Source organism: Burkholderia sp. AW49-1, from assembly GCF_053427845.1.
The window spans coordinates 191,326-216,100 of sequence record NZ_JBSAXF010000003.1 but is presented as its reverse complement, the minus strand read 5'-3'; the positions used below and the strand labels follow the sequence as shown (position 1 = coordinate 216,100).

22 protein-coding genes are annotated in these 24,775 nt (G+C 69.4%); 10 read left to right on the top strand and 12 right to left on the bottom strand.

Going from position 1 to position 24,775, the window contains the following annotated elements; translation table 11 throughout:
* Positions 1-97: 97 nt before the first annotated feature.
* Positions 98-1,924 (top strand): thiamine pyrophosphate-requiring protein, encoded by a 1,827-nt coding sequence (locus ACV22W_RS07605; protein ID WP_448018615.1) that lies wholly within the window; start codon positions 98-100, stop codon positions 1,922-1,924.
* Between the two features lie 81 nt (positions 1,925-2,005).
* Here ACV22W_RS07605 and ACV22W_RS07600 read toward each other — a convergent pair whose 3' ends face one another.
* Complete coding sequence (locus tag ACV22W_RS07600; protein WP_448018614.1) at positions 2,006-3,784, bottom strand: glycoside hydrolase family 15 protein; 1,779 nt, start codon at positions 3,782-3,784, stop codon at positions 2,006-2,008.
* Positions 3,785-3,789: 5 nt separating this feature from the next.
* Positions 3,790-4,773, bottom strand: a complete 984-nt coding sequence (locus ACV22W_RS07595) for an SDR family oxidoreductase (RefSeq protein WP_448018613.1) — start codon at positions 4,771-4,773, stop codon at positions 3,790-3,792.
* A gap of 271 nt (positions 4,774-5,044) precedes the next feature.
* Here ACV22W_RS07595 and coxB point away from each other — a divergent pair, with 271 nt between their 5' ends.
* From coxB to ACV22W_RS07575, 4 genes are read left to right on the top strand one after another with little or no spacing between them, the layout of a single operon-like run.
* The gene (gene coxB, locus ACV22W_RS07590; protein WP_448018612.1) at positions 5,045-6,091 is read left to right on the top strand and encodes a cytochrome c oxidase subunit II; all 1,047 of its coding nucleotides are present in this window, start codon (positions 5,045-5,047) and stop codon (positions 6,089-6,091) included.
* Between the two features lie 13 nt (positions 6,092-6,104).
* Complete coding sequence (gene ctaD, locus ACV22W_RS07585) at positions 6,105-8,741, top strand: cytochrome c oxidase subunit I (protein ID WP_448018611.1); 2,637 nt, start codon at positions 6,105-6,107, stop codon at positions 8,739-8,741.
* Positions 8,738-9,139: a cytochrome C oxidase subunit I gene (locus ACV22W_RS07580; protein ID WP_448018610.1), complete on the top strand. Its 402-nt coding sequence runs from the start codon at positions 8,738-8,740 to the stop codon at positions 9,137-9,139. The genes ctaD and ACV22W_RS07580 overlap by 4 nt, the downstream gene beginning before the upstream one ends.
* On the top strand, positions 9,130-10,746 hold the full coding sequence (locus ACV22W_RS07575) for a cytochrome c (RefSeq protein WP_448018609.1): 1,617 nt from the start codon (positions 9,130-9,132) through the stop codon (positions 10,744-10,746). The genes ACV22W_RS07580 and ACV22W_RS07575 overlap by 10 nt, the downstream gene beginning before the upstream one ends.
* A gap of 73 nt (positions 10,747-10,819) precedes the next feature.
* On the opposite strand, the gene ACV22W_RS07570 is transcribed toward ACV22W_RS07575, so the two are convergent.
* From ACV22W_RS07570 to ACV22W_RS07530, 9 genes are all read right to left on the bottom strand, one after another.
* Entirely contained in the window at positions 10,820-11,218 is a 399-nt protein-coding gene (locus ACV22W_RS07570; RefSeq protein ID WP_448018736.1) for a RidA family protein, read from the bottom strand.
* A 116-nt stretch (positions 11,219-11,334) separates the two neighbouring features.
* Positions 11,335-12,111: a benzoate diol dehydrogenase BenD gene (benD, locus tag ACV22W_RS07565; RefSeq protein ID WP_448018608.1), complete on the bottom strand. Its 777-nt coding sequence runs from the start codon at positions 12,109-12,111 to the stop codon at positions 11,335-11,337.
* Positions 12,108-13,130 carry a benzoate 1,2-dioxygenase electron transfer component BenC gene (gene benC / locus ACV22W_RS07560; protein WP_448018607.1) on the bottom strand — a complete coding sequence of 341 codons (1,023 nt, stop codon included), beginning with the start codon at positions 13,128-13,130 and terminating at the stop codon, positions 12,108-12,110. Before benC ends, benD begins: the two co-directional genes overlap by 4 nt.
* A gap of 39 nt (positions 13,131-13,169) precedes the next feature.
* On the bottom strand, positions 13,170-13,658 hold the full coding sequence (gene benB, locus ACV22W_RS07555; RefSeq protein WP_448018606.1) for a benzoate 1,2-dioxygenase small subunit: 489 nt from the start codon (positions 13,656-13,658) through the stop codon (positions 13,170-13,172).
* Complete coding sequence (locus ACV22W_RS07550) at positions 13,655-15,013, bottom strand: Rieske 2Fe-2S domain-containing protein (RefSeq protein ID WP_448018605.1); 1,359 nt, start codon at positions 15,011-15,013, stop codon at positions 13,655-13,657. Before ACV22W_RS07550 ends, benB begins: the two co-directional genes overlap by 4 nt.
* Before the next feature lie 116 nt (positions 15,014-15,129).
* Positions 15,130-16,074 (bottom strand): catechol 1,2-dioxygenase, encoded by a 945-nt coding sequence (gene catA, locus ACV22W_RS07545; protein ID WP_448018604.1) that lies wholly within the window; start codon positions 16,072-16,074, stop codon positions 15,130-15,132.
* Between the two features lie 73 nt (positions 16,075-16,147).
* Positions 16,148-16,438, bottom strand: a complete 291-nt coding sequence (gene catC / locus ACV22W_RS07540; RefSeq protein WP_448018603.1) for a muconolactone Delta-isomerase — start codon at positions 16,436-16,438, stop codon at positions 16,148-16,150.
* A gap of 45 nt (positions 16,439-16,483) precedes the next feature.
* A complete protein-coding gene (locus ACV22W_RS07535) occupies positions 16,484-17,620 on the bottom strand; it encodes a muconate/chloromuconate family cycloisomerase (RefSeq protein WP_448018602.1) in 1,137 nt (378 codons plus the stop codon).
* 521 nt (positions 17,621-18,141) lie between these two features.
* Complete coding sequence (locus ACV22W_RS07530; protein WP_448018601.1) at positions 18,142-19,326, bottom strand: sugar transporter; 1,185 nt, start codon at positions 19,324-19,326, stop codon at positions 18,142-18,144.
* A 201-nt stretch (positions 19,327-19,527) separates the two neighbouring features.
* Here ACV22W_RS07530 and ACV22W_RS07525 point away from each other — a divergent pair, with 201 nt between their 5' ends.
* Positions 19,528-20,202 (top strand): HAD family hydrolase, encoded by a 675-nt coding sequence (locus tag ACV22W_RS07525; RefSeq protein ID WP_448018600.1) that lies wholly within the window; start codon positions 19,528-19,530, stop codon positions 20,200-20,202.
* Between the two features lie 101 nt (positions 20,203-20,303).
* Here ACV22W_RS07525 and ACV22W_RS07520 read toward each other — a convergent pair whose 3' ends face one another.
* Positions 20,304-20,546, bottom strand: coding sequence for a DUF6566 family protein (locus ACV22W_RS07520; protein ID WP_448018599.1), 243 nt, complete (start codon positions 20,544-20,546; stop codon positions 20,304-20,306).
* Positions 20,547-20,725: 179 nt separating this feature from the next.
* Here ACV22W_RS07520 and ACV22W_RS07515 point away from each other — a divergent pair, with 179 nt between their 5' ends.
* Genes ACV22W_RS07515 through ACV22W_RS07500 form a run of 4 tightly spaced genes read left to right on the top strand, consistent with a single transcriptional unit; the run spans position 20,726 to position 24,730 of the window.
* The gene (locus tag ACV22W_RS07515; protein ID WP_448018598.1) at positions 20,726-21,421 is read left to right on the top strand and encodes an MgtC/SapB family protein; all 696 of its coding nucleotides are present in this window, start codon (positions 20,726-20,728) and stop codon (positions 21,419-21,421) included.
* Positions 21,418-21,756 carry a hypothetical protein gene (locus ACV22W_RS07510; RefSeq protein ID WP_448018597.1) on the top strand — a complete coding sequence of 113 codons (339 nt, stop codon included), beginning with the start codon at positions 21,418-21,420 and terminating at the stop codon, positions 21,754-21,756. Before ACV22W_RS07515 ends, ACV22W_RS07510 begins: the two co-directional genes overlap by 4 nt.
* A complete protein-coding gene (locus ACV22W_RS07505; protein ID WP_448018596.1) occupies positions 21,753-23,972 on the top strand; it encodes a VTT domain-containing protein in 2,220 nt (739 codons plus the stop codon). The genes ACV22W_RS07510 and ACV22W_RS07505 overlap by 4 nt, the downstream gene beginning before the upstream one ends.
* Positions 23,963-24,730, top strand: a complete 768-nt coding sequence (locus ACV22W_RS07500; protein ID WP_448018595.1) for an endonuclease/exonuclease/phosphatase family protein — start codon at positions 23,963-23,965, stop codon at positions 24,728-24,730. Before ACV22W_RS07505 ends, ACV22W_RS07500 begins: the two co-directional genes overlap by 10 nt.
* Positions 24,731-24,775 lie beyond the last annotated feature (45 nt).

The following is a 24,775-nucleotide window of genomic DNA, read 5'->3' as shown; positions in this document are numbered from 1 at the left end:
GGCCGCGCGGCACACGCCTTGCGCGACGCCCGGCAGCGCCGCGCACGACGATCGCATGCGCGGCTCATCGGCTCTTCCCGAACCAAGGAGAAACGGCATGGCGACAGTGGCGGATTTCATCGTCGAACGGCTGTACGACTGGGGCGTGCGCCGCGTGTACGGCTACCCGGGCGACGGCATAAACGGCTTCTTCGGCGCGCTCGGCCGGACCGGGGGCAAGATCGAATTCATCCAGGCGCGCCACGAGGAGATGGCGGCCTTCATGGCGTCGGCACATGCAAAATTTACAGGCGAGCTCGGCGTGTGCGTCGCGACCTCGGGCCCCGGCGCCTCGCACCTCGTGACCGGCCTGTACGACGCGCGGCTCGACCACATGCCGGTGCTCGCGATCGTCGGTCAGCAGGCGCGCGCGGCGCTCGGCGGCCACTACCAGCAGGAAGTCGACCTGCCGGCGCTTTACAAGGACGTTGCGGGCGCATTCGTCCAGCTTGCCGTCGTGCCGGGCCAGGTGCGCCATCTGGTCGACCGCGCGGTGCGCATCGCGCTCGGCGCGCGCACGGTGACCGCGCTGGTGCTGCCGAACGACCTGCAGGAGCTCGACTACGCGCCGCCGAAGCGCGCGCACGGCACGGTGCACTCTGGGGTCGGCTACACGGCGCCGAAGGTGGTGCCGTATGCCGACGACCTGCAGCGCGCGGCCGACGTGCTCAATGCCGGCAAGAAGGTCGCGATGCTGGTCGGCGCGGGCGCGCTGCGCGCGACCGACGAGGTGATCGCGGTGGCCGACCGGCTCGGCGCAGGCGCCGCGAAGGCGCTGCTCGGCAAGGCCGCGCTGCCGGACGACCTGCCGTGGGTCACGGGCTCCATCGGGCTGCTCGGCACGAAGCCGAGCGACGAACTGATGACCGAATGCGACACGCTGCTCGTCGTCGGCTCGGGCTTCCCGTACTCGGAATTCCTGCCGAAGGAAGGCCAGGCGCGCGGCGTGCAGATCGACCTGAAGGCCGACATGCTGAGCCTGCGCTACCCGATGGAGGTCAACCTCGTCGGCGACAGCGCCGAGACGTTGCGCGCGCTGCTGCCGCTGCTGAAGGAACGGCACGATACGGGCTGGCGCGACCAGATCGCGAAATGGAACGCGGACTGGCACGAAACGCTGGCCGCGCGCGCGGCCGCGAAGGCGAGCCCGGGGCGCGGCGTGAATCCGCAGCGCGCATTCACCGAGCTGTCGCCACGGTTGCCCGACGACGTGATCCTGACGAGCGATTCGGGCTCCTGCGCGAACTGGTATGCGCGCGACCTGATGATGCGGCGCGGGATGATGGGTTCGCTGTCGGGCGGGCTCGCGTCGATGGGCGCGGCCGTGCCGTACGCGATCGCCGCGAAGTTCGCGTATCCGGTGCGCCCGGTGATCGCGATGGTCGGCGACGGCGCGATGCAGATGAACAACATGGCCGAGCTGATCACGGTCGCGAAATACTGGCGGCAATGGCCCGACCCGCGCTGGATCTGCATGGTGCTGAACAACGAGGACCTGAACCAGGTGACGTGGGAACAGCGCGTAATGGAAGGCGATCCGAAGCTCGACGCATCGCAGCAGATACCGAACGTGCCGTACTACCGCTTCGCGACGCTGCTCGGGCTGAAAGGCATCTACGTCGACGATCCGGAACAGCTCGGCGCCGCGTGGGACGAGGCACTCGCGTCGGACCGCCCGGTCGTGCTCGAGGTCAAGAGCGATCCGGAAGTGCCGCCGCTGCCGCCGCACGTGACGCTGCAGCAGGCGAAGCATTTTGCCGAAACGTTGGTGAAGGGCGACCCGCGCGAAGCGAACGTGATCGTCGAGACCGCACGGCAGGTACTGTCGGCCGTGCTGCCGGGCAACGGCGAGCGCGGTGGCAAAGGAGGCAGACACGAGTCGTAGCACATGAGTGGCGAGACGGTACGGAGCATGCGTGCACGCATCGTGTCGCTGCGCCCGTCGTGCGCGGTGCGGTGCGGCACGTCAGCCTGTATCGACGTCGTCGCGCCCGTCGCCCTGCAGCGCGAGCGCCGTGTTGACCAGCCCGACCTGCGCAAGCGTGAACGGAAAATTCCCGCACATGCGCCGCGCCTTCACGTCGTACTCCTCCGACAGCAGCCCGACGTCATTGCGCAGGCCCAGCAGCCGCTCGAACAGCGCGTGCGCGTCGGCGTCGCGGCCCTGCATCCGGTATACCTGCGCGAGCCAGAAGCCGGCCGAGACGAACGCACCCTCGTTGCCTTCGCAACCATCCTTGAAACGCGGCGGCCGGTAACGGAACGGCAGGCCGTCCTCGACCAGCTCGCGCTCGATCGCTGCCACCGTCGCCGCGACGCGCGGATCCGATGCATCGAGCATCCCCGTCAGCGGAATCAGCAGCAGGCTCACGTCGAGCCCGTCGCCGTCGTAGCGGTCGACGAAGCGGCCGAGTTTCGGGTGGTAGCCGCGCGCCAGCACGTCCGCATGCACGGCATCGGCCCAACGGCGCCACTCGTCGAGCGGCGCGTGATGGCCGAACGCGCGCGCGGAGCGATACGCGCTTTCGACGGCCGCCCACACCATCACCTTCGACGACGTGAACGGATGGCGGCCGTTGCGCACTTCCCAGATCCCCTCGTCCGGCTCGCGCCAGATCGTCGCGAGATGGTCGAGCAGCCGCCGCTCGAGCGTCCACGCATCGTCGTCGGGCGGCAGCCCGTGCCGGCGCGCCTGATACAGCGCGGCCAGCACTTCACCGTAGACGTCCAGCTGCAGTTGTTCGGCCGCCGCGTTGCCGAAGCGCACCGGCCGCGCGCCTTCGTAACCGGCCAGGTGCGCGGCTTCCCATTCGTCCGCGCGCCGGCCGCCGTCGGCCGCGTACAGCACCTGCAATTGCGCCGGGTGATCGGCGATCGCGCGCACCAGCCAATCTCGCCAGCGCGCAGCCTCCTCGCGGTAGCCGCAGCGCACCAGCGCGCGCAGCGTGAAGCTCGCGTCGCGCAGCCAGCAGAACCGGTAATCCCAGTTACGCACGCCGCCGAAGCGTTCGGGCAGCGAGCTCGTCGGCGCCGCGACGATGCCACCGGTGCGCACGCTCGACAGCAGCTTCACCGTGATCAGTGCGCGTTCGATCGCGTCGCGATACGGGCCTTGCGCCGCATTGCACTTCGACCAGACGCGCCAGAACGCCTGCGTGTCGCGCAGCGACGCGTACGGATCCGGCACCGACGGTGGCCGGTCGTACGAACGCGCGTAGCTGATGCAGAAATCCGCGCGCTCGCCCGCGGCGATTCGCTGCGTGCCGACGAGCCGGTCGTCCCGCACGTCGAGGTGCACGTCGGTATCGAGCCACATCGCGTCGCCGCCCGTCATCATTCGCCAGCGCCGGCCGAGACGGCGGCACCAGGGCAACGCGTGGCCGTAGTCGAAGCGCACGCCGAGATCGACGTCGAGCTCGACCGTGCCGCGCTCGCCGCGCACGCTGCGGATGACGCACGGATCGGGCGCATCCCAGCTCATCCAGTCGATCATGGCGACACAGCCCGACGACGTCTCGAACGTCGTTTCGAGCACCGCGGTGCCCGGCAGGTAGCGGCGCGTCACGCGCGCATCCGGCTCGCGCGGCGCGATACGGAAACGGCCGTTGTCGGGCGTGCCGACGAGGGCGGCAAAGCACGGCGGCGAGTCGAAGTCCGGCCAGCACAGCCAGTCGATGCTGCCGTCGAGCCCGACGAGCGCGGCGCTACGGCCATCGCCGATCAGCGCGTAATCCTCGATCCGCATCGCGCTCACCGGTTCAGCTTGCGCGCGGCGACGAAACCCGCCGCGAGCACCGCGCATATCGCGCCGAACGCCAGCGCGCGCGACGCGCCGAGCCCGGCCTCGGCCCCGCTGCGGTGCGCTTCCGAACCGAAGGCGCCGCGCGTCGCATGGTGGCCCGGCAGGGTGTGCCACAGGTTCGATTCGCGCGGGCCGGCCGGCGCCTCGCGTTGCTGGCCGCGCACGGCCGTATGCGCAAGATAGCGGTCGAAGCAGCCGGGCGCGAGGCCGTTGGCGACGATCGCGGCGAGCGACGACCAGCCGACCCAGCGCTCGCGGCACGGATGGCGCGCGGCCTGCACGATCGCGTCGGCCGCCACTTCCGGCGCATAGACGGGTGCGACCGGGCGCGGTGCATGCGGCAACGCGGATTCGGCCCAGTCGAACTGCGGCGTATCGATCGCGGGCAGTTGCACCATCGTCACGCGCACGCGGCTGCGCGCATGCAGCAGCTCACAGCGCAGCGCATCGGTGAAGCCGCGAATCGCATGTTTCGCGCCGCAGTATGGTGCCTGCAGCGGAATCGACCGGTACGCGAGCGCGGAGCCCACCTGCACGATCGTGCCCCGATTGCGCGCCGCCATCCGCGCGAGCGCCGCGCGCGTGCCGTACACGCAGCCGAGATAGGTGACCTCGGTCACGCGTGCGTAGTCTTCCGGTGCGATCTCGTCGAACGGAGCGAACACGGTCACCATCGCATTGTTGACCCACACGTCGAGGGGGCCGAGTTCGTTCTCGATGCGCCCGGCGGCGGCGTCGAGCGCGGCGGCATCGCTGACGTCGACGGCGATCGGCAGCGCCTCGACGCCATAGGCGCGCACTTCGCACGCTGTGTCGTGCAGCGCACGCGGATCGCGCGCGAGCAGCGCGACGTTCGCGCCGCGCCGCGCAAACGCATGGGCGGTCGCGCGGCCTACGCCGGCGCTCGCACCCGTGATCGCGACGGTCTTCACGGTCGATTCCTCCGGTTTTTCTCGCGGTGGGCGGCACGCAGCCGGGACATACCCCGAGCGGCCTGCCGGAACACGATCGCCGTAGCAAGCGATGTGCCGCGCACCGTGCCGCGGGCGCGCCGTGAACCGTCGCCAAATTTACAAGCCGGCTGTAACGCGCAGCACGTTGCACGCGCAACGCCCGGACAGCGATGCTGACGCGGCGCACGCACGGGAATTGCTCCGCCGCGAACGACTGTCGTCACGCCGCCGAATCCAGCAAGGAGTCGTGTTGCCCATCCCGACGCTCGAGAAAGCACGTCGTATCGTTCGTATCGCCGCGACCGCGTGCCTCGTCGCCCCCGTCGCCTCGGGCGCGGCCAGCGAACCCGACGCACCGGCCGGGCCGCTGCCGCTCGCTTACGTCGCACATGCGGCGGGCCCGGCTGCCCGGCCGGTATTCGTGCTCGGCTGGGCGCTGGTCGCGCTGTGCACGTTCGTGTGCATCGCGATCGCGGTGCTGCTGCTGATCGCGATGTTTCGCCGCCGCACGCTTGCAGGCGGCGGCCACGACAGCGGGCTGGCGATCGTCACGTTCGGCTCCGCGGTCTCGATCGTGCTGCTGTTCGGCGCGTTGGTGTACATGCTGCGCGTGCTCGGCGCGGTGGCGTCGCCGCCGCATCCGCCCGCGCTCACGATCGTCGTGACCGCGCACGACTGGTGGTGGGCCGTCCGCTATCCGGACGACGCGAGCGGCACCGCGTTCGTCACCGCGAACGAAATCCATATCCCGGTCGGCGAACCCGTCGCGGTCGAACTGAAAAGCGCGGACGTGATCCATGCGTTCTGGGTCCCGCAACTGGCCGGCAAGACGCAGACGATTCCCGGCCAGACGAATCACCAGTGGCTGCAGGCCGACCGGCCGGGCGTGTACCGCGGACAGTGCTCGCAGTACTGCGGTGCGCAGCACGCGCACATGGCGTTCGAGGTCGTGGCCGAGCCGCCCGACGCGTTTCGCGCGTGGCTCGCCGCGCAGCGGCGGCCGGCGCCCGCGCCCGCCGTCGGCGCCGAGCGGCGCGGCCGGCAGGTATTCGACACGCGCTGCGCGGGTTGCCACGCGGTGCGCGGCACCGACGCGGCCGGCGACGCGGGCCCCGACCTGTCGCATCTCGGGTCGCGCCGGCTGCTCGCGGCCGGCACGCTCGACAACACGCCCGACAACCTGCGGCGCTGGATCGCACATGCGCAGCAGATCAAGCCGCAGACGCTGATGCCGTCGTTCGCGCTCACGCCGCGCGACGCCGACGATCTCGCCGCCTATCTCGCAACGCTGCACTGAACGGAGGATGACGATGGCCGTTGCCCGCGACACGCCCGCTCCGCTCAGCCGCGTGCCCGACCTCGGCGAAGCACCGCCGGGCTCCACGCACGAGCGCGAACTGGCCGCGCTATGGGAATCGGAGCCCGGCTGGCGCGGCTGGCTCGGCACGGTCGACCACAAGCGCATCGGGCTGCGCTACATCGTCACCGCGTTCGCGTTCCTGCTGCTCGGCGGCGCCGAGGCGCTCGTGATGCGCATCCAGCTCGCGCGGCCGAATGCGACGGTGCTCACGCCCGCGCAGTACGACTCGCTGTTCACGATGCACGGCGTCACGATGATTTTCCTGTACGCGCTGCCGGTGCTGTCCGGCTTCGCGAACTACCTGTGGCCGCTGATGCTCGGCTCGCGCGACATGGCGTTCCCGCGACTGAACGCGTTCTCGTACTGGGCGTTCCTGTTCGCCGGCCTGTTCCTGTATGCGAGCTTTCCGCTCGGCGCCGTGCCGGACGGCGGCTGGTTCAACTACGTGCCGCTCACGTCGCTCGATTACAGTGCCGGTGCGAACATCGACATCTACGCGCTCGGCATGATCCTGCTCGGCATCTCGACGACCGGCGGCGCCGCGAACTTCGTCGTCACGCTGCTGCGGATGCGCGCGCACGGGATGTCGATCGACCGGCTGCCGATCATCGTGTGGGGCACGCTCACCGCATCGGTGGCAAACCTTGTCGCGGTGCCGTCCGTCAGCCTCGCGTTCCTGCTGCTGTGGCTCGACCGCAATGCCGGCACGCACTTCTTCGACGTCGCGAACGGCGGGCGGCCGCTGTTGTGGCAGCACCTGTTCTGGATGTTCGCGCACCCGTGGGTGTACGTGGTCGTGTTGCCCGCGATGGGGATCGTGTCGGACGCGCTGCCGACTTTCTGCCGGCGGCCGCTCGTCGCGTACGAGGCCGTCGCGGTATCCACGGTGGCGACGATGCTGATCGGCTTCGAGGTGTGGGTCCATCACATGTTCGCGACCGGCATCGCGCCGCTCGCGCTCGCGTTCTTCGGCGCGGCGAGCATGCTGATCTCGGTCCCGAGTGCGGTCGCGGTGTTCGCGTGGCTCGCGACGATCTGGACGGGCCGTCCGGTGTTCCGCACGCCGTTCCTGTATTTCGCGGGCTTCGTGCTGATGTTCGTGATCGGCGGCGTATCCGGCGTGATGACGGCCGCGGTGCCGCTCGACTGGCAGCTGACCGATACGTATTTCGTCGTCGCGCACCTGCACTATGTGCTGCTCGGCATCAACGTCTTCCCCGTGCTCGGCGGCGTCGCGTACTGGTTCCCGAAATTCACCGGGCGGATGATGAACGAAGGCCTCGGCAAGCTGACGTTCTGGATCGTGCTGGTCGGCTTCAACCTCGGCTTCTTCCCGATGCACGTCTCCGGGCTGCTCGGGATGCCGCGCCGCATCTACACCTATCCGTCCGGGATGGGCTGGGACACGTCGAACCTGCTGACGACGATCGGCTCGTTCGTGTTCGGCATCGGAATCGTGATGTTCGTCGTCAACGCGCTCGTCAGCGCGCGGCGCGGCGCGCGCGCCAGCGAGAATCCGTGGGGCGCGGCCGGGCTCGAATGGTCGGTCGCGTCGCCGACACCCGTATACAACTTCGCGGTGCTGCCGCTCGTCGCGTCGCGGCACCCGCTGTGGGAAACGCGCGAGGATCCGATGCGCACCAGCCTGCGCGTCGGCTACCGGCTCGCCGACGGGCGCGAGGCGCTCGCGGTCACGCCGCTCGCGGCGAAACCGAGTGCGATCCTGAAGATGCCCGAGGACAGCTGCGTACCGTTCGTGCTCGCGCTGCTCGCGACCGCCGTGTTCGCTGCGATGCTGGCGCGCTCGCCGACGCTCGTGTGCGCGGCCGTCGCCGGTTGCGCGATCGGGACCGCCGTGTGGCTGTGGCCGCGTCGCACGCTCGGGCAGCGTGCGCACCTGCCGGCCCGCGATACCACCCAGGCGCCTGCAACGGCCGGCCTGCATCCGGCCGAACCGCGCTCGGCGACTGCGCCGTCCGGTGCGCCGGTCGCGTGCGTCGAACCGCTGCCGGTGGGCAGTTGCGGCGAACGCGCGGGCGGCTGGTGGGGTGTCATCATGCTGATCGTGACCGAGGCCGGACTGTTCGGCTACTTGCTGTTCTGCTATTTCTACCTGCAGTCGCAGTCGGCCGCGCCATGGCCGCCCGAAGGGATGCCGAAGATCGGGCTGGCGGCCGGCAACACCGTCGTGCTGCTGTCGAGCAGCGTATTCGTGTGGCTCGCCGAGCGCGCGGTGCGGGCCGACCGGCGCCTGCGCGCGGCGGCCGCGCTAGCAATCGCGCTGCTGCTCGGCGTCGCGTTCGCGCTCGTCCAGCTGCACGAGTGGCGCGACCATCCGTACGGACCGACCGCGCACCTTTACGGCAGCCTGTACTTCACGATCACCGGCTTCCACCTCGCGCACGTGGCGGCCGGTCTCGTCATCCTCGCGCTGCTCGCCGGGTGGACCGCCGCCGGTTTCTTCGGCCGCGAACGGCGCGTCGCGCTGACGGTCGGCGGGCTCTACTGGCACTTCGTCGACATCGTCTGGTTGTTCATCTTCACCGCACTGTACGTCTCGCCGTACTGGCTCAGGAGCGCGGGATGAACGGAGCGCGACGCTCATGGACACCCTTGCTCGCGATCGCGGCCGGCCTGATCGGCGCGCCCGCGCTGTGGTTCGCGCAGATGCTGGCATCCGAGACGCTCGCGTCGACCGCATGCTATCCGCTCGGCGTCGCGCAGGCGGTGCCGCGCTGGGCGCACGTGGGCGTGTGGCTCGCGCTGATCGCCGCATGCGCGTTCGCGCTGGCGACGGCGTTCGCCGCCTGGCTCGTGCGCACGTGGCAACGCCGGCACGATGCGAACGTGCTGGCCGCGACGCGCGACGACAGCACGCGGTTCCTCGCGCGCTGCGGGATGCTCGCCGCGCTCGGGTTCGTGATCGGTCTCGTGTTCACCGGAATCGTCACCGCTTTCGTGGGGCCGTGCAGTCCATGGCGCTGATCTCGTTCGCGTCGTTCGTCGCTTCACGCCGCCGCACGGGCGTCGCGCTCGCCGTGTGCGCCGCGCTAGGCGCATGCGACATGCAGCAGGACGAACACGCGGCGCCCGCCGGCGATCCAGCCGAAGCCGCGTCTCCGGCGGAGGCGCCCGAGCCTGCGTCGGGCTGGCGTTTCGTGCGGCTACGCGCGCCGGCAGCCGATGCCGGCGCGTCGATGTCGGACCGGGTGAACCGCGATCCGCGGCTGGCGCAGCGGCGAGACACGGCGGCCGCCCAGGTTTCGGCTACGCCGTCGGACGCTTCATCGGCTTCGCTCCCGGCGTCGGCGTTGTCCACATCACCCGCATCATCCGCGTCGGCAGCTTCCGCCGCCCGCCGCCCGGTGGTTGCCGCCGCGGCCGCAAGCGCCGATGCCGCGACGATCGCGCGCGGCCGCTATCTCGCGCTCGCCGGCGACTGTGCCGCCTGCCACGATGCCGCCGACCACACGCCGTACGCCGGCGGCCAGCCGGTCAATTCGCCGTTCGGGCCGATCTATGCTCCGAACATCACGCCGGATCCCGTGCACGGGATCGGCAACGACACGCTGCGCCAGTTCGACGACGCGTTGCGGCGCGGCGTGCGCGCGGACGGCAGCCGGCTGTATCCTGCGATGCCCTACCCGTCGTTCGCGCGCTTGTCCGACGACGACGTGCGCGCGTTGTATGCATATTTCATGCGTGGCGTCGCGCCGTCGGCGAACGCGGTAATAATCACGCGGCTGCCGTTTCCGTTCGACCAACGCTGGGCGCTCGGGCTGTGGAGCGTGGCGTTCGCGAACCGCGACCGGTTCGCGCCGCAGTCGTCGCGATCGGCGGAATGGAATCGCGGCGCTTATCTCGTGCAGGGGCTCGGCCACTGCGGCGCATGCCACACGCCGCGCGGCCCGGCTTACAACGAGCGCGGCTACGACGAACGCAGCCCGACGTTCCTCACCGGCGGCATCAACGATCACTGGTTCGCACCGAACCTCACCGGCGCGGACGCGGACGGCCTCGGCCGCTGGACGGCCGACGATCTCGCCGCGTTCCTGCGCAGCGGCCACGCGGTGCGCGGCGCGGTGTTCGGCGCGATGGCGCCCGTCGTCGGCGAAAGCACCGCGCTGCTGACGGATACGGATCGTCACGCGATCGCCGTGTACCTCAAATCGTTGCCCGCGCAGCCGACCGCCGCGACGAATCCGCTCGGCATCGGCGTGCCGCGGCTGACCGCGGCAGGGCCGCGCCCGGAAGGCGGCCAGCAAGCGCCGGGGGCCGGCGTATATGCGGGATTCTGTGCGCGTTGCCACGGCGCGGAAGGCGCGGGGGTGCCCGATCGCGGGCCGCCGCTCGCCGGCAATTCGGCCGCGCTCGCCGCCGATCCGACCAGCGCGATCCGGATCGTCGTCGAAGGCGCGCGGCCGGCGCCCGGCACGCACGGACCGGTGCAGCGGATGCCGGAGATGCGCGGCGCGCTGACGAGCGGCGAGATCGCCGCGGTGGTCAGCTATGTGCGCGGCGCGTGGGGAAATCGCGCCGCGCCGGTGTCGGAGCAGGACGTGAGGCGGTTGCGCGCGGCGATCCGGCGGTAGACGGGCCGGACGTCAGCATCCGACGCGTGCGGCATGCGGTGGGACGGCGTCGTCTCGCCAGCGGCGGCCGCGACTATCCCTGCAGCACGGCAACCGCCTTGATTTCGACGATATAACCGGGCGCCCCGCCGAGCATGTGCGCGCCGACCGCGGTCCACGCGGGCCGCGGATGCGCATGGAAATAACGGTCGCGCATCGCCATGAACAGGGGCAGGTCGCGCATGTCGGTATGGAACGTCGTCAGGTCGACCACATCGTCGAGCGATGCGCCGGCCGCCTCGAGCACGACCTTGAGGTTCTCGAACGCCTGCACGATCTGCGCTTCGCGTTCCTCCACCAGTTGCATCGCCGCGTCGCGACCGATCTGGCCGGACACGTACACGGTATCGCCCACCTTGATCGCCGGTGCATAGCCGATCTTTTCGTACACGGCTTCCATTCCGGCGGGGATGATCGCTTCGCGTTGCCGCATGAGTGCCTCCGTGGCCGGGCTTTCCGTGCCGGCCGGTTGTTCGATGGTCATCGCGCGCACGCCTGACCCTAGCACGCGCATGTCTGAAGCTGCGCGTGAACGGGCACCCCCGCCGCTCAACCCGTGTCGCCGCCCGCGACCGGCAGCACCGTGCCGGTGATGTAACTCGCCTCGTCCGACGCGAGGAACAGGATCGGTGCGATCTGTTCATCGAGCGTGCCGTAACGCTTGAAGAACGTCGAATCGGTCACCTGCCGCACCGCTTCGGCCATCCACGCCTGTTCCCGCGCGTTGTCGCCGGCCGCATTGCGCGGCACGCGGCGCGGCGGCGCCGTGGTGCCGCCCGGCGCGGTCGCGACCACGCGGATGCCGTGCTCCGCGTATTCCATCGCGAGCGCCGCCGTCAGCGCATTGACACCGCCTTTCGCGGCCGAATACGGCACGCGGCGAATGCCGCGCGTCGCGTTCGACGACACGTTGACGATCGTGCCGCCGCCCCCGGCCAGCAAGTGCGGCAGCACCGCGTGGCAACTGTAGAGCGTCGGCATCAGCGAGCGGCGGATTTCCGCGTCGATCTGCTCGGGCTCGAACTCGGCGAACGGCCGCATCCGGATCGCGCCGCCGACACCGTTGATCAGCACGTCGATCCGGCCGAACGTCGCGACCGCGTACGCCATCGCCGCACGTGCGCCGTCGTAGGTCTCGAGATCCGCAACGAATCCGGCCGTGTTGCCGCCCGGCGCCTCGGCGGCCACCTCCGCCACGAAGTCCGCGCGATCGACGAACAGCACGCGGCCGCCCTCTGCCGCCGCGCGCAGCGCGACGCCGCGGCCGATGCCCTGCGCCGCGCCGGTGACGACGACGACCTTTCCGGAGAATCGTTGCATGATCATGCCGCCTTTGCCGTCACGTTCGGGGTGAACTTCTCGTAGTGGAAGCTGTTCGGCTTCACGCCTGCGTCGTCGAAATACTGGCGCACCGCGTCGACCATCGGCGGCGGTCCGCACAGGTAGACGTCCACGTCGCCGTCGTTCAGCGCATCGGCCGGAATGTGCTGCGTGACCCAGCCCTTGCGCGGATGGCTCGACGCCGCATCGGCAACGACCGTCGCAAAGCTGAAGTTCGGCAGCTTCGCCGCATACGCTTCGATCGCGTCGACCAGCACCAGGTCGAGATCGCGCGTCACGCCGTAGATCAGATGCACCTTCTGCTGCGAGCCGTTGCGTGCGAGCACCTCGAGCATCGACAGGAATGGCGCGAGGCCCGTGCCGCCCGCGAGGAACAGCAGCGGCCGCGCCACTTCGCGCAGGTAGAAGCTGCCGAGCGGCCCGTTCAGTTCGAGCGTGTCGCCGGGTTTCGCCGATTCGAGCCACGTGCTCATCACGCCGCCTGGAATCTTCTTGATCAGGAATCCGATCTTCGTGTCGCCCGGCGCGGACGAGAACGAATACGACCGGTGCTGGCCGCTGCCCGGCACGCCGATGTTCACGTACTGGCCGGGCAGGAACACGGGAGCGGCCGCATCGACGTCGAGTTCGAGCACGATCGCCGCGTCGTGGTGCGGCTCGACCTTCGTCACGGTCGCGGCGAACGCGCTGTGCCCCGTCTTGCACGCGACCGACGAGCTCGGCACCGCGATCACGCAATCGCTTTGCGGCACCATCTGGCACGTCAGCACGAGGCCGCCGTCCTTCTCGTCCTCGGTGAGCGCGTCGTCGATGTAATCGTCGCCGAGGTCATAGCTGCCGCTCTCCGCGCGGCACTTGCAGGTGCCGCACACGCCGTCGGAACAGTCCATCGGCAGGTTGATCTTCGCGCGGAACGCGGCGTCGAGCACCTTCTCTCCGGCCTTGCAGTCGATGAAGCGGGTGACCCCGTCCTCGAAGTTCAGTGCAATCTTGTAGGTGGACATGACATCGTCTCCCTGTGTTACGTATCGAATCGATCGGCGTCAGACGTGGTATACGTCGAGCACCTGCCGGATGTAGTCGTTCTTCAGCACGATCTTCTTGTTCGAGATCAGCCATGCGTCGCCCGAGCGGCGCAACGTGACGAACATCGTGCCGAAGAAGTGATCGGTCACGCGGTAGCGGTGGTTCAGCGTGTGGAAGTTGTAGCGCACGTCCACCTCGCCGTCGCGCTCGGCCAGCACCTCGACGTTCGTCACGTTGTGGCTGGTGCGCGGCTCGGGCGTCGACGCGCCGCTGCGCTCGGTCTTGATCCGGAACACGCGATCCTCGAGGCCGCCGCGATCCGCGTAGTACATCAGCGAGATCTGGCTGCGCGGATCGTCGGTGGGCCGGTCGTCGTCGTCCCACGCGGGCATCCAGTACGTGACGTCTTCCGTGTAGCAGGTCAACCACTCGTCCCACTCGCGGTCGTCGAGCAGGCGCGCTTCGCGATACAGCGCCGCGCAGATGGTCTGGTAATCGATGTTCATGCTTGCACCTCCCCGCGTTCCTTCTTCAGTGCATCGCGCATCACGTGCACCCAGTGTTCGTGCTGGCACACGAACAGCCCTTCGTCCTCGCTGCGCTCGCCCGACATGCGCGGGTTCAGCCCCATCCTTTTCGCGTTCTCGTCCGGCCCGTCGATCCACAGCGGCGCGCCGCGCGACAGGTCGTTCCACATCGCCGTGATGCCCGCATAGCCGGCCTGGCACGCGCGGAACTCCTCGAGGTCGTCCGCCGTGCCCATTCCGGTCACGTTGAAGAAGTCCTCGTACTGGCGAATGCGCGTCGTGCGGTCGGCTTCGCTCTCGCCCTTCGGCGCGAAACAGAAGATGCTGACTTCGGTCTTGTCGACGCCGAGCGGACGCACCACGCGGATCTGCGTGCTGAACTGGTCCATCAGGAACACGTTCGGGTACACGCACAGGTTGCGCGTCTGGTTCACGATGAAGTCGGCCTGCACGTCACCGACGCGCGCCTTGATCTCGTCGCGGTGCTGGTACACGGGCCGCACCTCGGGGTTCATCGTCTTGGTCCACAGCAGGATGTGGCCGTTGTCGAAGCCGTACACGCCCGCGACCGACTTGCTCCAGCTGTTCGCGTCGACGGCCTTGGTGCCGTCTTCCTTGCGGCGGCCCATCGTGGCCGCGTAGTTCCAGTGCACGGTGCTCACGTGATAGCCGTCGCAGCCGTTCTCCATCTGCATCTTCCAGTTGCCTTCGTAGATGTAGGAGGAGTTGCCGCGCAGCACTTCGAGCCCGTTCGGCGCCTGGTCGACGATCTGGTCGATGATCACGCGCGCCTCGCCGAGATAGTCCTCGAGCGGCTGCACGTCGTCGCGGAGGCTGCCGAACAGGAAGCCGCGATAGTTCTGGAAGCGCGCGACCTTCTTCAGGTCGTGCGAGCCGTGCGTGTTGAACTGCACCGGATACTCGGTCGTCTTCTCGTCCTTCACCTTCAGCAGCTTGCCGGTGTTCGAGAAGGTCCAGCCGTGGAACGGGCACGTGAAGCTGCCCTTGTTGCCGTGCTTGCGGCGGCACAGCATCGCGCCCTTGTGCGCGCACGCATTGATCACCGCGTGCAGCTCGCCCGTCTTGTCGCGTGTGATGACGATCGGCTGGCGGCCGATCCACGTCGTGTAGTAATCGTTGTTGTTCGGGATCTGGCTTTCGTGCGCGAGGTACACCCAGTTGCCCTCGAAGATGTGCTTCATCTCGAGCTCGTACAGCGCCTCGTCCGTGAAGATGTCGCGGCGGCAGCGGAAAACGCCGGCCTCCTTGTCGTCCTGCACGGCGGTGGCGAGCAGGTGGTCCAGTTCGGTGGTGTGGTCGATCGTGGCGGACATGTTGGTTCCTCCTGTGCGCGTGCCGGGTCCTGCAAGCACGCTCGCATCGGTATCGATTGAATCTCGCGGGGACCCGGCCGGGGGCGGCGCAGCCGCGCCGCCGTGCCGTCGGGCGGTTATGCCGTGGCGGAAGCGCGCAGGCGTTCGACGATCTGGTTGTCCTTGCCCTCGACGCGCGGCGTCAGGGCGAAGTTGAACTCGATGTCCTGGTAGGCGTCGGCCTTCAGCCCGAGCGCGGCGCCGCCGGTCTTGCCGGTGACGGGCGGAATCAGCTCCTCGCGTGTCGCATACGCGAAGTCGTCCCAGATCAGCGGGTCGCCGTCGATGTTGAACTGCGTCGTCAGCTTGCGGTGGCCGTCGCTGGTCACGAAGAAATGCACGTGCGCCGGGCGGTTGCCGTGACGGCCGAGGCGGTCGAGCAGCTGCTGCGTCGCGCCCTGCGGCGGGCAGCCGTAGCCGACCGGCATCAGCGTGCGGAATTCGTACTTGCCGTCCGCGCCCGTCTTCACCGCGCCGCGCAGGTTGAAATCGCTCTGCGCGCCGGTCGGGTCGAAGTGCGAGTAGAAGCCGTGCGAGTTCGCGTGCCAGCACTCGACCAGCGCGCCGGCCACCGGCCTGCCGTCGAGCCCCGTGACCGTGCCGTGGATCACGAGCGGGCCCGCGCCTTCGTCGGCGTCGATGTCGATCTTCGCGACGCCGTCGCGCACCGGCGCGCCGCCGACGTACAGCGGGCCTTCGATCGTGCGCGGCGTGCCGCCGTCGAGCCCGATCGCCTCGTCCTCCGCGTCCATCCGGATGTCGAGAAACTTCTCGAGACCGAGGCCGGCCGCGAGCAGCGCCGCCTCGCCGTCCTGACCGAGCTTGTTCAGGTAGTTCACGCCGGCCCACACTTCGTCGGGCGTGATGTCGAGATCGTCGATCGCCTTGAACAGGTCGCCGAGCAGCCGCAGCACGACCTGCTGCGTGCGCGCGTCGCCGCCGTTGGTGCCGTTGGCGCCCGCGTTCGACGCGGCCTTCAGCAGATCCTGCACTTCCTTGGTTTCGAATACTTTGACGCTCATGATGGTGTCTCCACGTGTATTTTGGGGAAAGGTGACCCGGTGCCCGCCGTTGCGGAAGAGGCGGCTCCGTGGCTCAAACGTCGCCGTCGTATACCGACGACGGGTGGCGACACAACGGCGTCACCGAAATCTTCATGTACGGGAACAGCGGCAGGCCGGTCAGGATCTCGTGCAGCTCGGCGTTGCCGGACACGTCGAACACGCTGTAGTTCGCGTATTCGCCGGCGATGCGCCAGATGTGGCGCCACTTGCCGCTGCGCTGCAGGTCTTGCGAATACGCCTTCTCGCGGGTCTTGATCTCGTCGGCCACGCCGGCCGGCATGTCGGCCGGGAGATTGACGTCCATGCGTACGTGGAAAAGCATCGTGATGTCCTGGTGCGTGATCGGGTTGTCGAGGGTTGCCGCGGGTCAGCGGGAGATTTTCGTCAGCCCGTCGCGGGTGAAACGCGCGACCTTCGCTTCGTCCAGCTCGATGCCGAGGCCCGGGCCGCTCGGCACGGTCAGTTCGAAATCGCTGTAGTCGAGCGGGGTCGTGAGAATCTCTTCGGTAATCAGTAGCGGTCCGAACAGTTCGGTGCCCCACTGCAGGTTCGCGAAGCTCGCGAACAGATGCGCGGACGCGACCGTGCTGAACGCGCCTTCGAGCATCGTGCCGCCGTACAGCTCGATGCCGGCCGCGTCCGCGATCGCCGCGACGCGCTGCGCCGCGAAGAGGCCGCCGTTCTGCTCGATCTTGATCGCGAACACGTCCGCGCCGTGATGCTTCGCGATCTCGAACGCGCTGTCCGGCCCCTGCAGGATTTCGTCGGCCATCAGCGCGACCGGGAAGCGGCGCATCAGCCGTTCGAGCGCCGCGGCCGACGCGACCGGCTGCTCGACCAGTTCGCAGCCGGCATCGGCGAGCGACGGAATCGCGCGCGCGGCCTGCGTTTCGCTCCACGCCATGTTCACGTCGACGCGCACCGATGCGCGCTCGCCGACCGCCCGCTTGATCTCGGCCACGTGCCGGATGTCCGCGTCGAGCGCCTTCGCACCGATCTTCAGCTTGAACACGTTGTGGCGGCGCAGGTCGAGCATCCGCTCGGCTTCGGCGATATCGGTCGCCGTGTTGCCCGATGCGAGCGTCCACGCGACCGGCAGGCGATCGCGCCGGCGGCCGCCGAGCAACTCGCTGACCGGGACGCCGAGGCGCTTGCCGTGCGCATCGAGCAGCGCGGTTTCGAGCGCGCTCTTCGCGAAGTGATTGACCTTCGCGAGCTTGCCGAGGAATGCCATCAGCGCCTGGATGCGCGTCGCATCCTTGCCGACGATGGCCGGCGCGAGGTATGCGTCGATCGCGAGTTTCATCGCTTCCGGGCTTTCCGGGCCGTAGGCCATCCCGGCGATCGTCGTGCCTTCGCCGGTGCCCGTCACCCCGTCGCTGCAGGTCACCTTCACCAGCATCAGCGTCTGGCCGTGCATCGTGGCGACCGACAGCTTGTGCGGACGGATCGTCGGCAGGTCGACGAGGCGGGTTTCAATGCGTTCGATGGTGACGGGAGACATGGGGCACGCTGCGTGTGGGGAGTTCATGGAACGGATTTATACGCGGCGGCGAAATGGACCGTCCAATACTTTTGGTCTCGCTTTTTCATACCTGACAGGTATTGGAATTCGCTGTCGATCGCGAAATATTGCATCGCGCCATACCCGTTTTGTCTGGTTGGCGGGGCTGCAAGGCTTGATGGAAGGAGCGGGACAGGTTTCCGGGGCGCCGCCTGGCGAGCGGTGAAATGCGGGGGGCTGGCGACAGGCGAGGTCGACGGAAATCGAGCCCCGGGCCGACGGGATCAGGGTTTTCCTGATGGGAATGCGGTGTGGCCGGCCGCCCGTGTTCCGCACGAAGGCGGCGCGATCCGGCCACGCCCCCGGGGCCAGATCAGTGCGGTGGCAAAAAACGCCTGAAGCGCTTCCACAAGGTCTTCGATGTCTGATGATCGCCAGCCACGCGGGCGGCCAGAAAGCCTCGCGCAAAGGCCGCGCCCGGCGCGGCATTCGGCATGCCGTGCGACGACGCCGACGGCGGACTACGCCACCGCCCGCCGCTCGTGAAGCCGCAACGCGGCCCATGCGACGCCGGCGGAGAAGATGCCGACCACCCCGCCGAACGTGCCGATCCACGGCAGGCCGAAATCCCCGGCGATATGGTTGCCGAGCAGCGCGCCGGCGCCGATGCCGACGTTGTACAGCCCGGAAAAGATCGACACAGCGAGATCGGTCGCCTCGGGCGCGAGCTTCAGCACCCACGCCTGCATCGCGAGTCCGAAGCAGACGATCGCGCCGCCCCACACCAGCGTATGAACCGACAGCGTGACGATGTTCAGCGCGCTCGGGAACAGGATCAGCAGACACGCCGACAGCGCGATGATCGACGCGAGCAGGAAGTCCGCCGGCCGCTCCGGAAACACGCGGTTGAAGCAGACCGCGGCCGGCATGCCGGCGACGCCGAACAGGATCAGCACATAGGTAATCCGGCTGCTGCTCGCATGATTGACGCTCTGCACGAACGGCTCGATGTACGTGTACGACGTGAAATGCGCGGACACGACCAGCACGGTGATCGCATACAGCGATACCAGCGCCGGCTTCCTGAGAAACATGCCGATGCTGGACAGCGAGCCGGCGCCCTGGCTCGGCAGCGCCGGCAGCGTCATGCGCAGCATCAGCAGCGCGACGGCTGCCGCGCCGCCGATCACGAGGAACGTCACGCGCCACCCGAGCGCCTCGCCGATCACGCGCCCGAGCGGAATGCCGGCGACCATCGCGATCGCCGAGCCCATCGCGAGCAGGCTCAACGCGCGGCTTTTCCGGTCGCTCGGCGCGAGCCGCACGGCCAGCGGGACGGAAATCGACCAGAACACCGCATGCGCGCACGCGATGCCGAGCCGGCCGATCATCAGCACCGTGAAATTCCACGCGACGCCGGTGACGACGTGGCTGCCGATGAACACCAGCAGCGCGCAGCTCAGCAGCTTGCGCCGCTCGACGTGACGCGTGACGAACGTCAACGGCAGCGACACGACCGCGACGGCCCACGCGTAGATCGTCAGCATCAGGCCGACGTCGGTCGGCTGCATCCGCAGGCTGTCGCCGATCGCGCTCAGCAGCGCGACGGGCACGAATTCGGTGGTGTTGAAGATGAAGGCAGTGAGTGCCAGGGCCAGGACGCCCCACCACGACTGTTCGGAACTGACGGCGTCCGGAGTTGCCATACGGGAATTCGACGAGGGTTGGGGGCGCGTGCGGCGCGGGCAGCCGGCCCGGCGCATCGGCGCGATTGTACCAGCGGCAAATGACACGCCGCCGCCGGCCGCGCCGCCGGGACACGGCGATGACACGGCCGCGCGCCGATAATGCGTCGAAGGACTTTTCGCGGACGATTCGCCCGAATTTCATTGGGCCAGGAGATTCACATGCGCATTGAAACGTCGTTTCTGTTCGATCTCGACGGCACGCTCGTCGACAGCGTCTACCAGCACGTGCTCGCGTGGAAGGAGGCGCTCGATGCGGAGGGCATCGAGCTGTCGGTGTGGCGCATCCACCGCAAGATCGGGATGAGCGGCGGCCTGTTCCTGAACCAGCTGCTGCGCGAGACGGCCGGCGACATCGACGCCGAGCGCGTCGAACGGCTCGCGCGGCTGCATGCGTCCGCGTACCAGCGGCTGCGCGCGCAGGTCCGGCCGCTGCCTGGCGCGCGCGAGCTGCTGGCCGCGCTGTCGAACGCGGGCATCCGCTGGGCGATCGCGACCAGCGGGCGGATGGAAACGGCCGCCATCAACCTCGAGGCGCTCGGCGTCGATCCGGCGAAGAACGTGGTCGTCACGCGCGATCAGGTCAAGTATGCGAAGCCGGACCCCGATCTGTTCCTGACGGCCGCCGCGAAGCTGAACGTGCCGATCGAGCATACGGTGGTGGTCGGCGACAGCATCTGGGACATGCTCGCCGCGAGCCGCTGTCGCGCGCTGGGCGTCGGGCTGCTGTCGGGCGGTTACGGCAGCGACGAGCTGGAACGCGCGGGCGCGCTGCGCGTGTATGACGATCCGGCGGATTTGCTGTGGCACCTCGACGAGATCGCGGCGCGGCCGTAATGCCGGCATCGTCCGCCTGACCCGCGGCGTCCGGCGTCCGGCGACTTCTTCGTCGGCGTGTCGCCCCGGTGCACGCGACCGGCCGCGCCGGTCGGGTCGGATCAATCGTCGTCCACGCGCTTGTCGACCAGATAACGCCCTCGCTCGACGCCCGCGCGCAGCGCCTCGTCCTCGGTCTTCCATTCCGGGCCGACCGGCTCGGGCACGTAGAGCTCGATGCGCGCGCCGTCGACATACACCTGCACTTCGTCATCCCACGCGCCGCGCGCGTTGCGCCGCGCCCAGACGCGAATCTCGTGGCCGCGATACGGGTCGCGCACCTGTGCGTCCTGTTGATGCTCCATGCTGGCCCCCTGTGCTTATCTGCGATGGCGATGCAAAAAATGCGCGCCGCACGATCGCCGCGCGCGCCGTCGGCCCCGTGCGCACAAGCCGTGCCCGCTGTCCGGCAGCCCGGCACGCACCTTGCGTCCCTTTTGCGCACGGACCGCTCCGGAACGCCACACAAAAAAGGGAGGCCACGATGATCGGCCATTTGGAACTCCTCGGACGCCTGCTGCTCGCCGCGCTGCTCGGCAGCGTGGTCGGGCTCGAACGCGAACGGCTCAACTGGGCCGCCGGCCTGCGCACGCACATGCTGGTATGCGTCGGCTCGGCGCTCGTGATGCTCGTCTCCACCTTCGGCTTCGAAGACGTGCGCGGGCAAAACGGCGTCGTGCTCGATCCTTCGCGGGTCGCGGCGCAGGTGGTCTCGGGCATCGGCTTTCTCGGCGCCGGCTCGATCCTGCTGCGCGGCGAAGTCGTGCGCGGGCTGACGACGGCGGCGAGCCTCTGGGCGGTGGCCGGCGTCGGCCTCGCGGCGGGCGGCGGCATGTACGTCGGGTCGATCGGCGCGACGGCGATCGTGCTCGCGATCCTCGCGGGCGTGAAGCCGATCGAGCGCCGCTTCATCGCGCAGCGGCAGCAGCGCACGCTGCGGCTCGTCGTCGAGCGCGGCGGCCTGACGCTCGGCACGCTGCACGACACGCTCGGCACCGGCCGCGTGCGCGTGAAGCAGTTCATCGTCCAGCAGTCCGACGACGATCCGGATACCGACGACATCTCGGTGTCGTTCTCGCGCACGAGCGGCGCGGAATTTGCGGCGATCTGCGAAGCGCTGCAAGGCATCGCCGGCGTGCGGACCTGCAGTCCCGACACCTCGCCAAGGAGTTTCGCGTGACCCAGACCGAACTGCTCTCCTACCTCGTGACGAGTCAGCTGGCCGCGCGCATGCGCGGCGGCACCTGGCTCACGACCAGCCAGGTGGTCGGCGCGCTGCGCGCATGGCTCGCATGCCGTCACGCCGAATGCGGCTGGCTCGACCGGATCCGGATCGCGAACGCGTCCACCACGATCGCGCAAGGCATCTACGAGATCGCGGCCGCGTACGGCGACCCCGACAGCGGCGAGCGCATCCGGATCGACGCCGATTCGCCGGAACTGCTGGCGCTGCGCGCACGTTGCGACGCGTTGCTGCAACGTATCGACGGCGCCCCGGACGTCGATGCCCGATGATCGTGCCGGACCGCATGCCGCGCGCCGCATTCGCGACGGCGGCCCGCGACGACGCGGTTGCCGCCCCCTCGCACACGAACGAGCCGGCAAGACACGGGCTGCTCGAATGCGGGCGCAACTGCGACACGATCCGCGACGCGGACCGCTTCGCGATGCTGGTGGACGGCGACGCATATTTCGCGACGCTGCGCGCCGCGCTGCGGCGAGCGCGCCACACCGTCTTCATCGTCGGCTGGGACGTAGATAGCCAGATGCAGCTGTCACCCGCCGACGCCAGTGACGGCCTGCCCGATACGCTCGCCGCATTCCTGCACGCGCTCGCGGCCGCGCGGCACAACCTGCGCATCTACGTGCTCGCGTGGGACTTCGCGATGATCTACGCGCTGGAGCGCGACTGGCCACCCGTCTATCGTGCGGCGTGGCGGGCGCACCGCGGCATCCGCTTCCGGCTCGACGACACGCATCCGCGCGGCGCGTCGCATCACCAGAAGCTCGTCGTGATCGACGACCGGCTCGCCTTCGTCGGCGGGCTCGACCTGACGCGCGAACGCTGGGATACGCCCGCGCACGCGGCCGACGACCCGCGCCGGCGCGATGCACGCGGGATGCCGTACGGGCCGTTTCACGATGTGCAGGCGATGTTCGACGGCGAGGCGGCCGCCGCGATCGGCGAGCAGGCACGCTCGCGCTGGCTCAATGCTTGCGGACGTCCGATCGCGATCCGCGCGCAGCGGCACCTCGAGCGTGACGAAGACGACGATCCGTGGCCGCCCGGCGCGCGCGTCGACATGCGCGACGTGCGGCTCGGCATCGCGTATACGGCGCCGGGCCACCGCGGTCGCGAGCCCGTGCTGCAGGTGCGCGCGCTGGTCGAGGATACGATCCGCGCCGCGCGCCGCCACCTGTACATCGAAAACCAGTATTTCACCGCGACGGTGGTGCGCGAAACGCTGTCCGCGCGGCTGGCCGACGCGCACGGGCCGGACGTGACGGTCGTCGCGCCGCGCATGCAGAGCGGCTGGCTGCAGGAAGCGACGATGGGCGTGCTGCGTGCGCGGCTGCACGCAACACTCCAGTCCGCCGACCGCTTCGGCCGCTACCGGCTGCTGTATCCGCATGTCGACGGCCTCGGCGACACGTGCGTGAACGTGCACAGCAAGATCCAGATCGTCGACGACGAATGCATCGTGATCGGCAGCGCGAACCTCAACAACCGGTCGATGGTGCTCGACACCGAATGCTGCATCGCGCTCGTCGCGGCCGGCGAGGCGCACATCCGTGCCGCGATCGCCGGGCTGCGCGACCGCCTGCTGGCGGAACATCTCGACACGACGCCGGCGGCAGTGGCCGCTGCGTTCGCGGAAGCCGGCCGGCCGAACGCCGCGCTCGACCTGTTGCGCGCGAAACCGGGCCGCACGCTGCGCACGCTCGACCCGGCGGTGGCGCCGCAGCTCGACGCGCTGGTGCCGGTCAGCGCGCGGCTCGACCCCGAGCAGCCGATCGAGCCGGACCGGTTCGTCCGCGAATTCGTGCCGCGCGAACAGCACCGCTCGCTGACCGCGCGCTTTTTCGTGCTCGGCGCGGCCGTGCTGTTGATCGCCGCACTCGCGCTCGCGTGGCGCTTCTCGCCGCTCGGCAAGGCGCTGAACGTCGCGTCGCTCGCGCAAGCGGCCGCCCACGCCGCGCAACTGCCGGGCGCACCCGCGCTGCTGCTGGCCGGCTACGTGGCCGCGGCCACGCTGTCGGTGCCGATCACGCTGCTGATCACCGTCACGGGCCTCGTGTTCGGCGCGTGGCCGGGTTTCGCGTATGCGTCCGTAGGCACGATGGCGGCCGCCGCCGCGACCTACGGAATCGGCCGCTGGCTCGGACGCGACGCGGTGCGCCGGCTCGCCGGCGCGCGCGCGAACCGGCTCAGCGAACACATCGGCCGGCGCGGCGTGGTCGCGATGGCCGTGCTGCGGCTGCTGCCGGTCGCGCCGTTTACGATCGTGAACCTGGTTGCCGGCGCATCGCACATCGGCCTGCGCGACTTCCTGGTCGGCACCGCGATCGGCATGCTGCCCGGCATCGTGCTGACCGTCACGTTCGCGCACCAGCTGACTGCCGCGTTCAGCCATCCCGGGCCACGCGCGTTCGCGTGGCTCGCGGCGATCGGCGTCGCGTTGGTCGGCGTGTCGGTGCTGCTCGTCAGGGTGCTGCGACGATGGCGCTGAGCCGGCAGCCGGCCCCGCCGCCGGACGTCGTCACGTCGGACGGCCCGCCCGCCGCCGCGCCCGGTGGTCGCGACCTGCGGATCGCGACGTACAACATCCGCGGCGGCTACGGCGCATGGCCCGCGCGCGCGGCCGACCAGATCGCGGCAGTCATCCACGAACTCGACGCCGACGTGATCGCACTGCAGGAAGTGCCGCTCGGCGGGTCGCGCGCACCCGACGTGCTCGCGCACCTGCGCGACGCGACCGGCATGCACGCGGCGGCCGGTCCGACCATCGATACGCCGGAGCGCCGCTACGGCAACGCCGTGCTGTCGCGCTGCCCGATCCGCTCGGCACGCACGCTCGACCTGTCGTTCCACCAGCGCGAACCGCGTGGCGCGCTCGATGCGGACATCGACTGCGGCGCGGGCACGCTGCGCGTGGTCGCGACCCATCTCGGGCTGTCGGCGAACGAACGCAGCGCGCAGGTGCAGCGGCTGCTCGCCGCGTTCGACACCGGCACGATGCCGGTGATCCTGATGGGCGACATCAACGAATGGTTCGTGCGCGGCCGCGCGTTGCAGACGCTGGTCACGCGGTTTCGCCGCGCGCCGGCGCCGCGCACGTTCCCGACGCTGTGCCCGATGTTCTCGCTCGACCGGATCTGGATCCATCCGGGCGAGTTGCTGGGCGACGTGACCGTGCATCGCAGCATGCTGGCCCGGCATGCGTCGGATCACTACCCGCTCGTCGCGCGTATGCGCTTGACGTCCTAGAGCCTGTTCACGCTAATAACTGGCTTGCGCTGGCCCCCAGAAGGG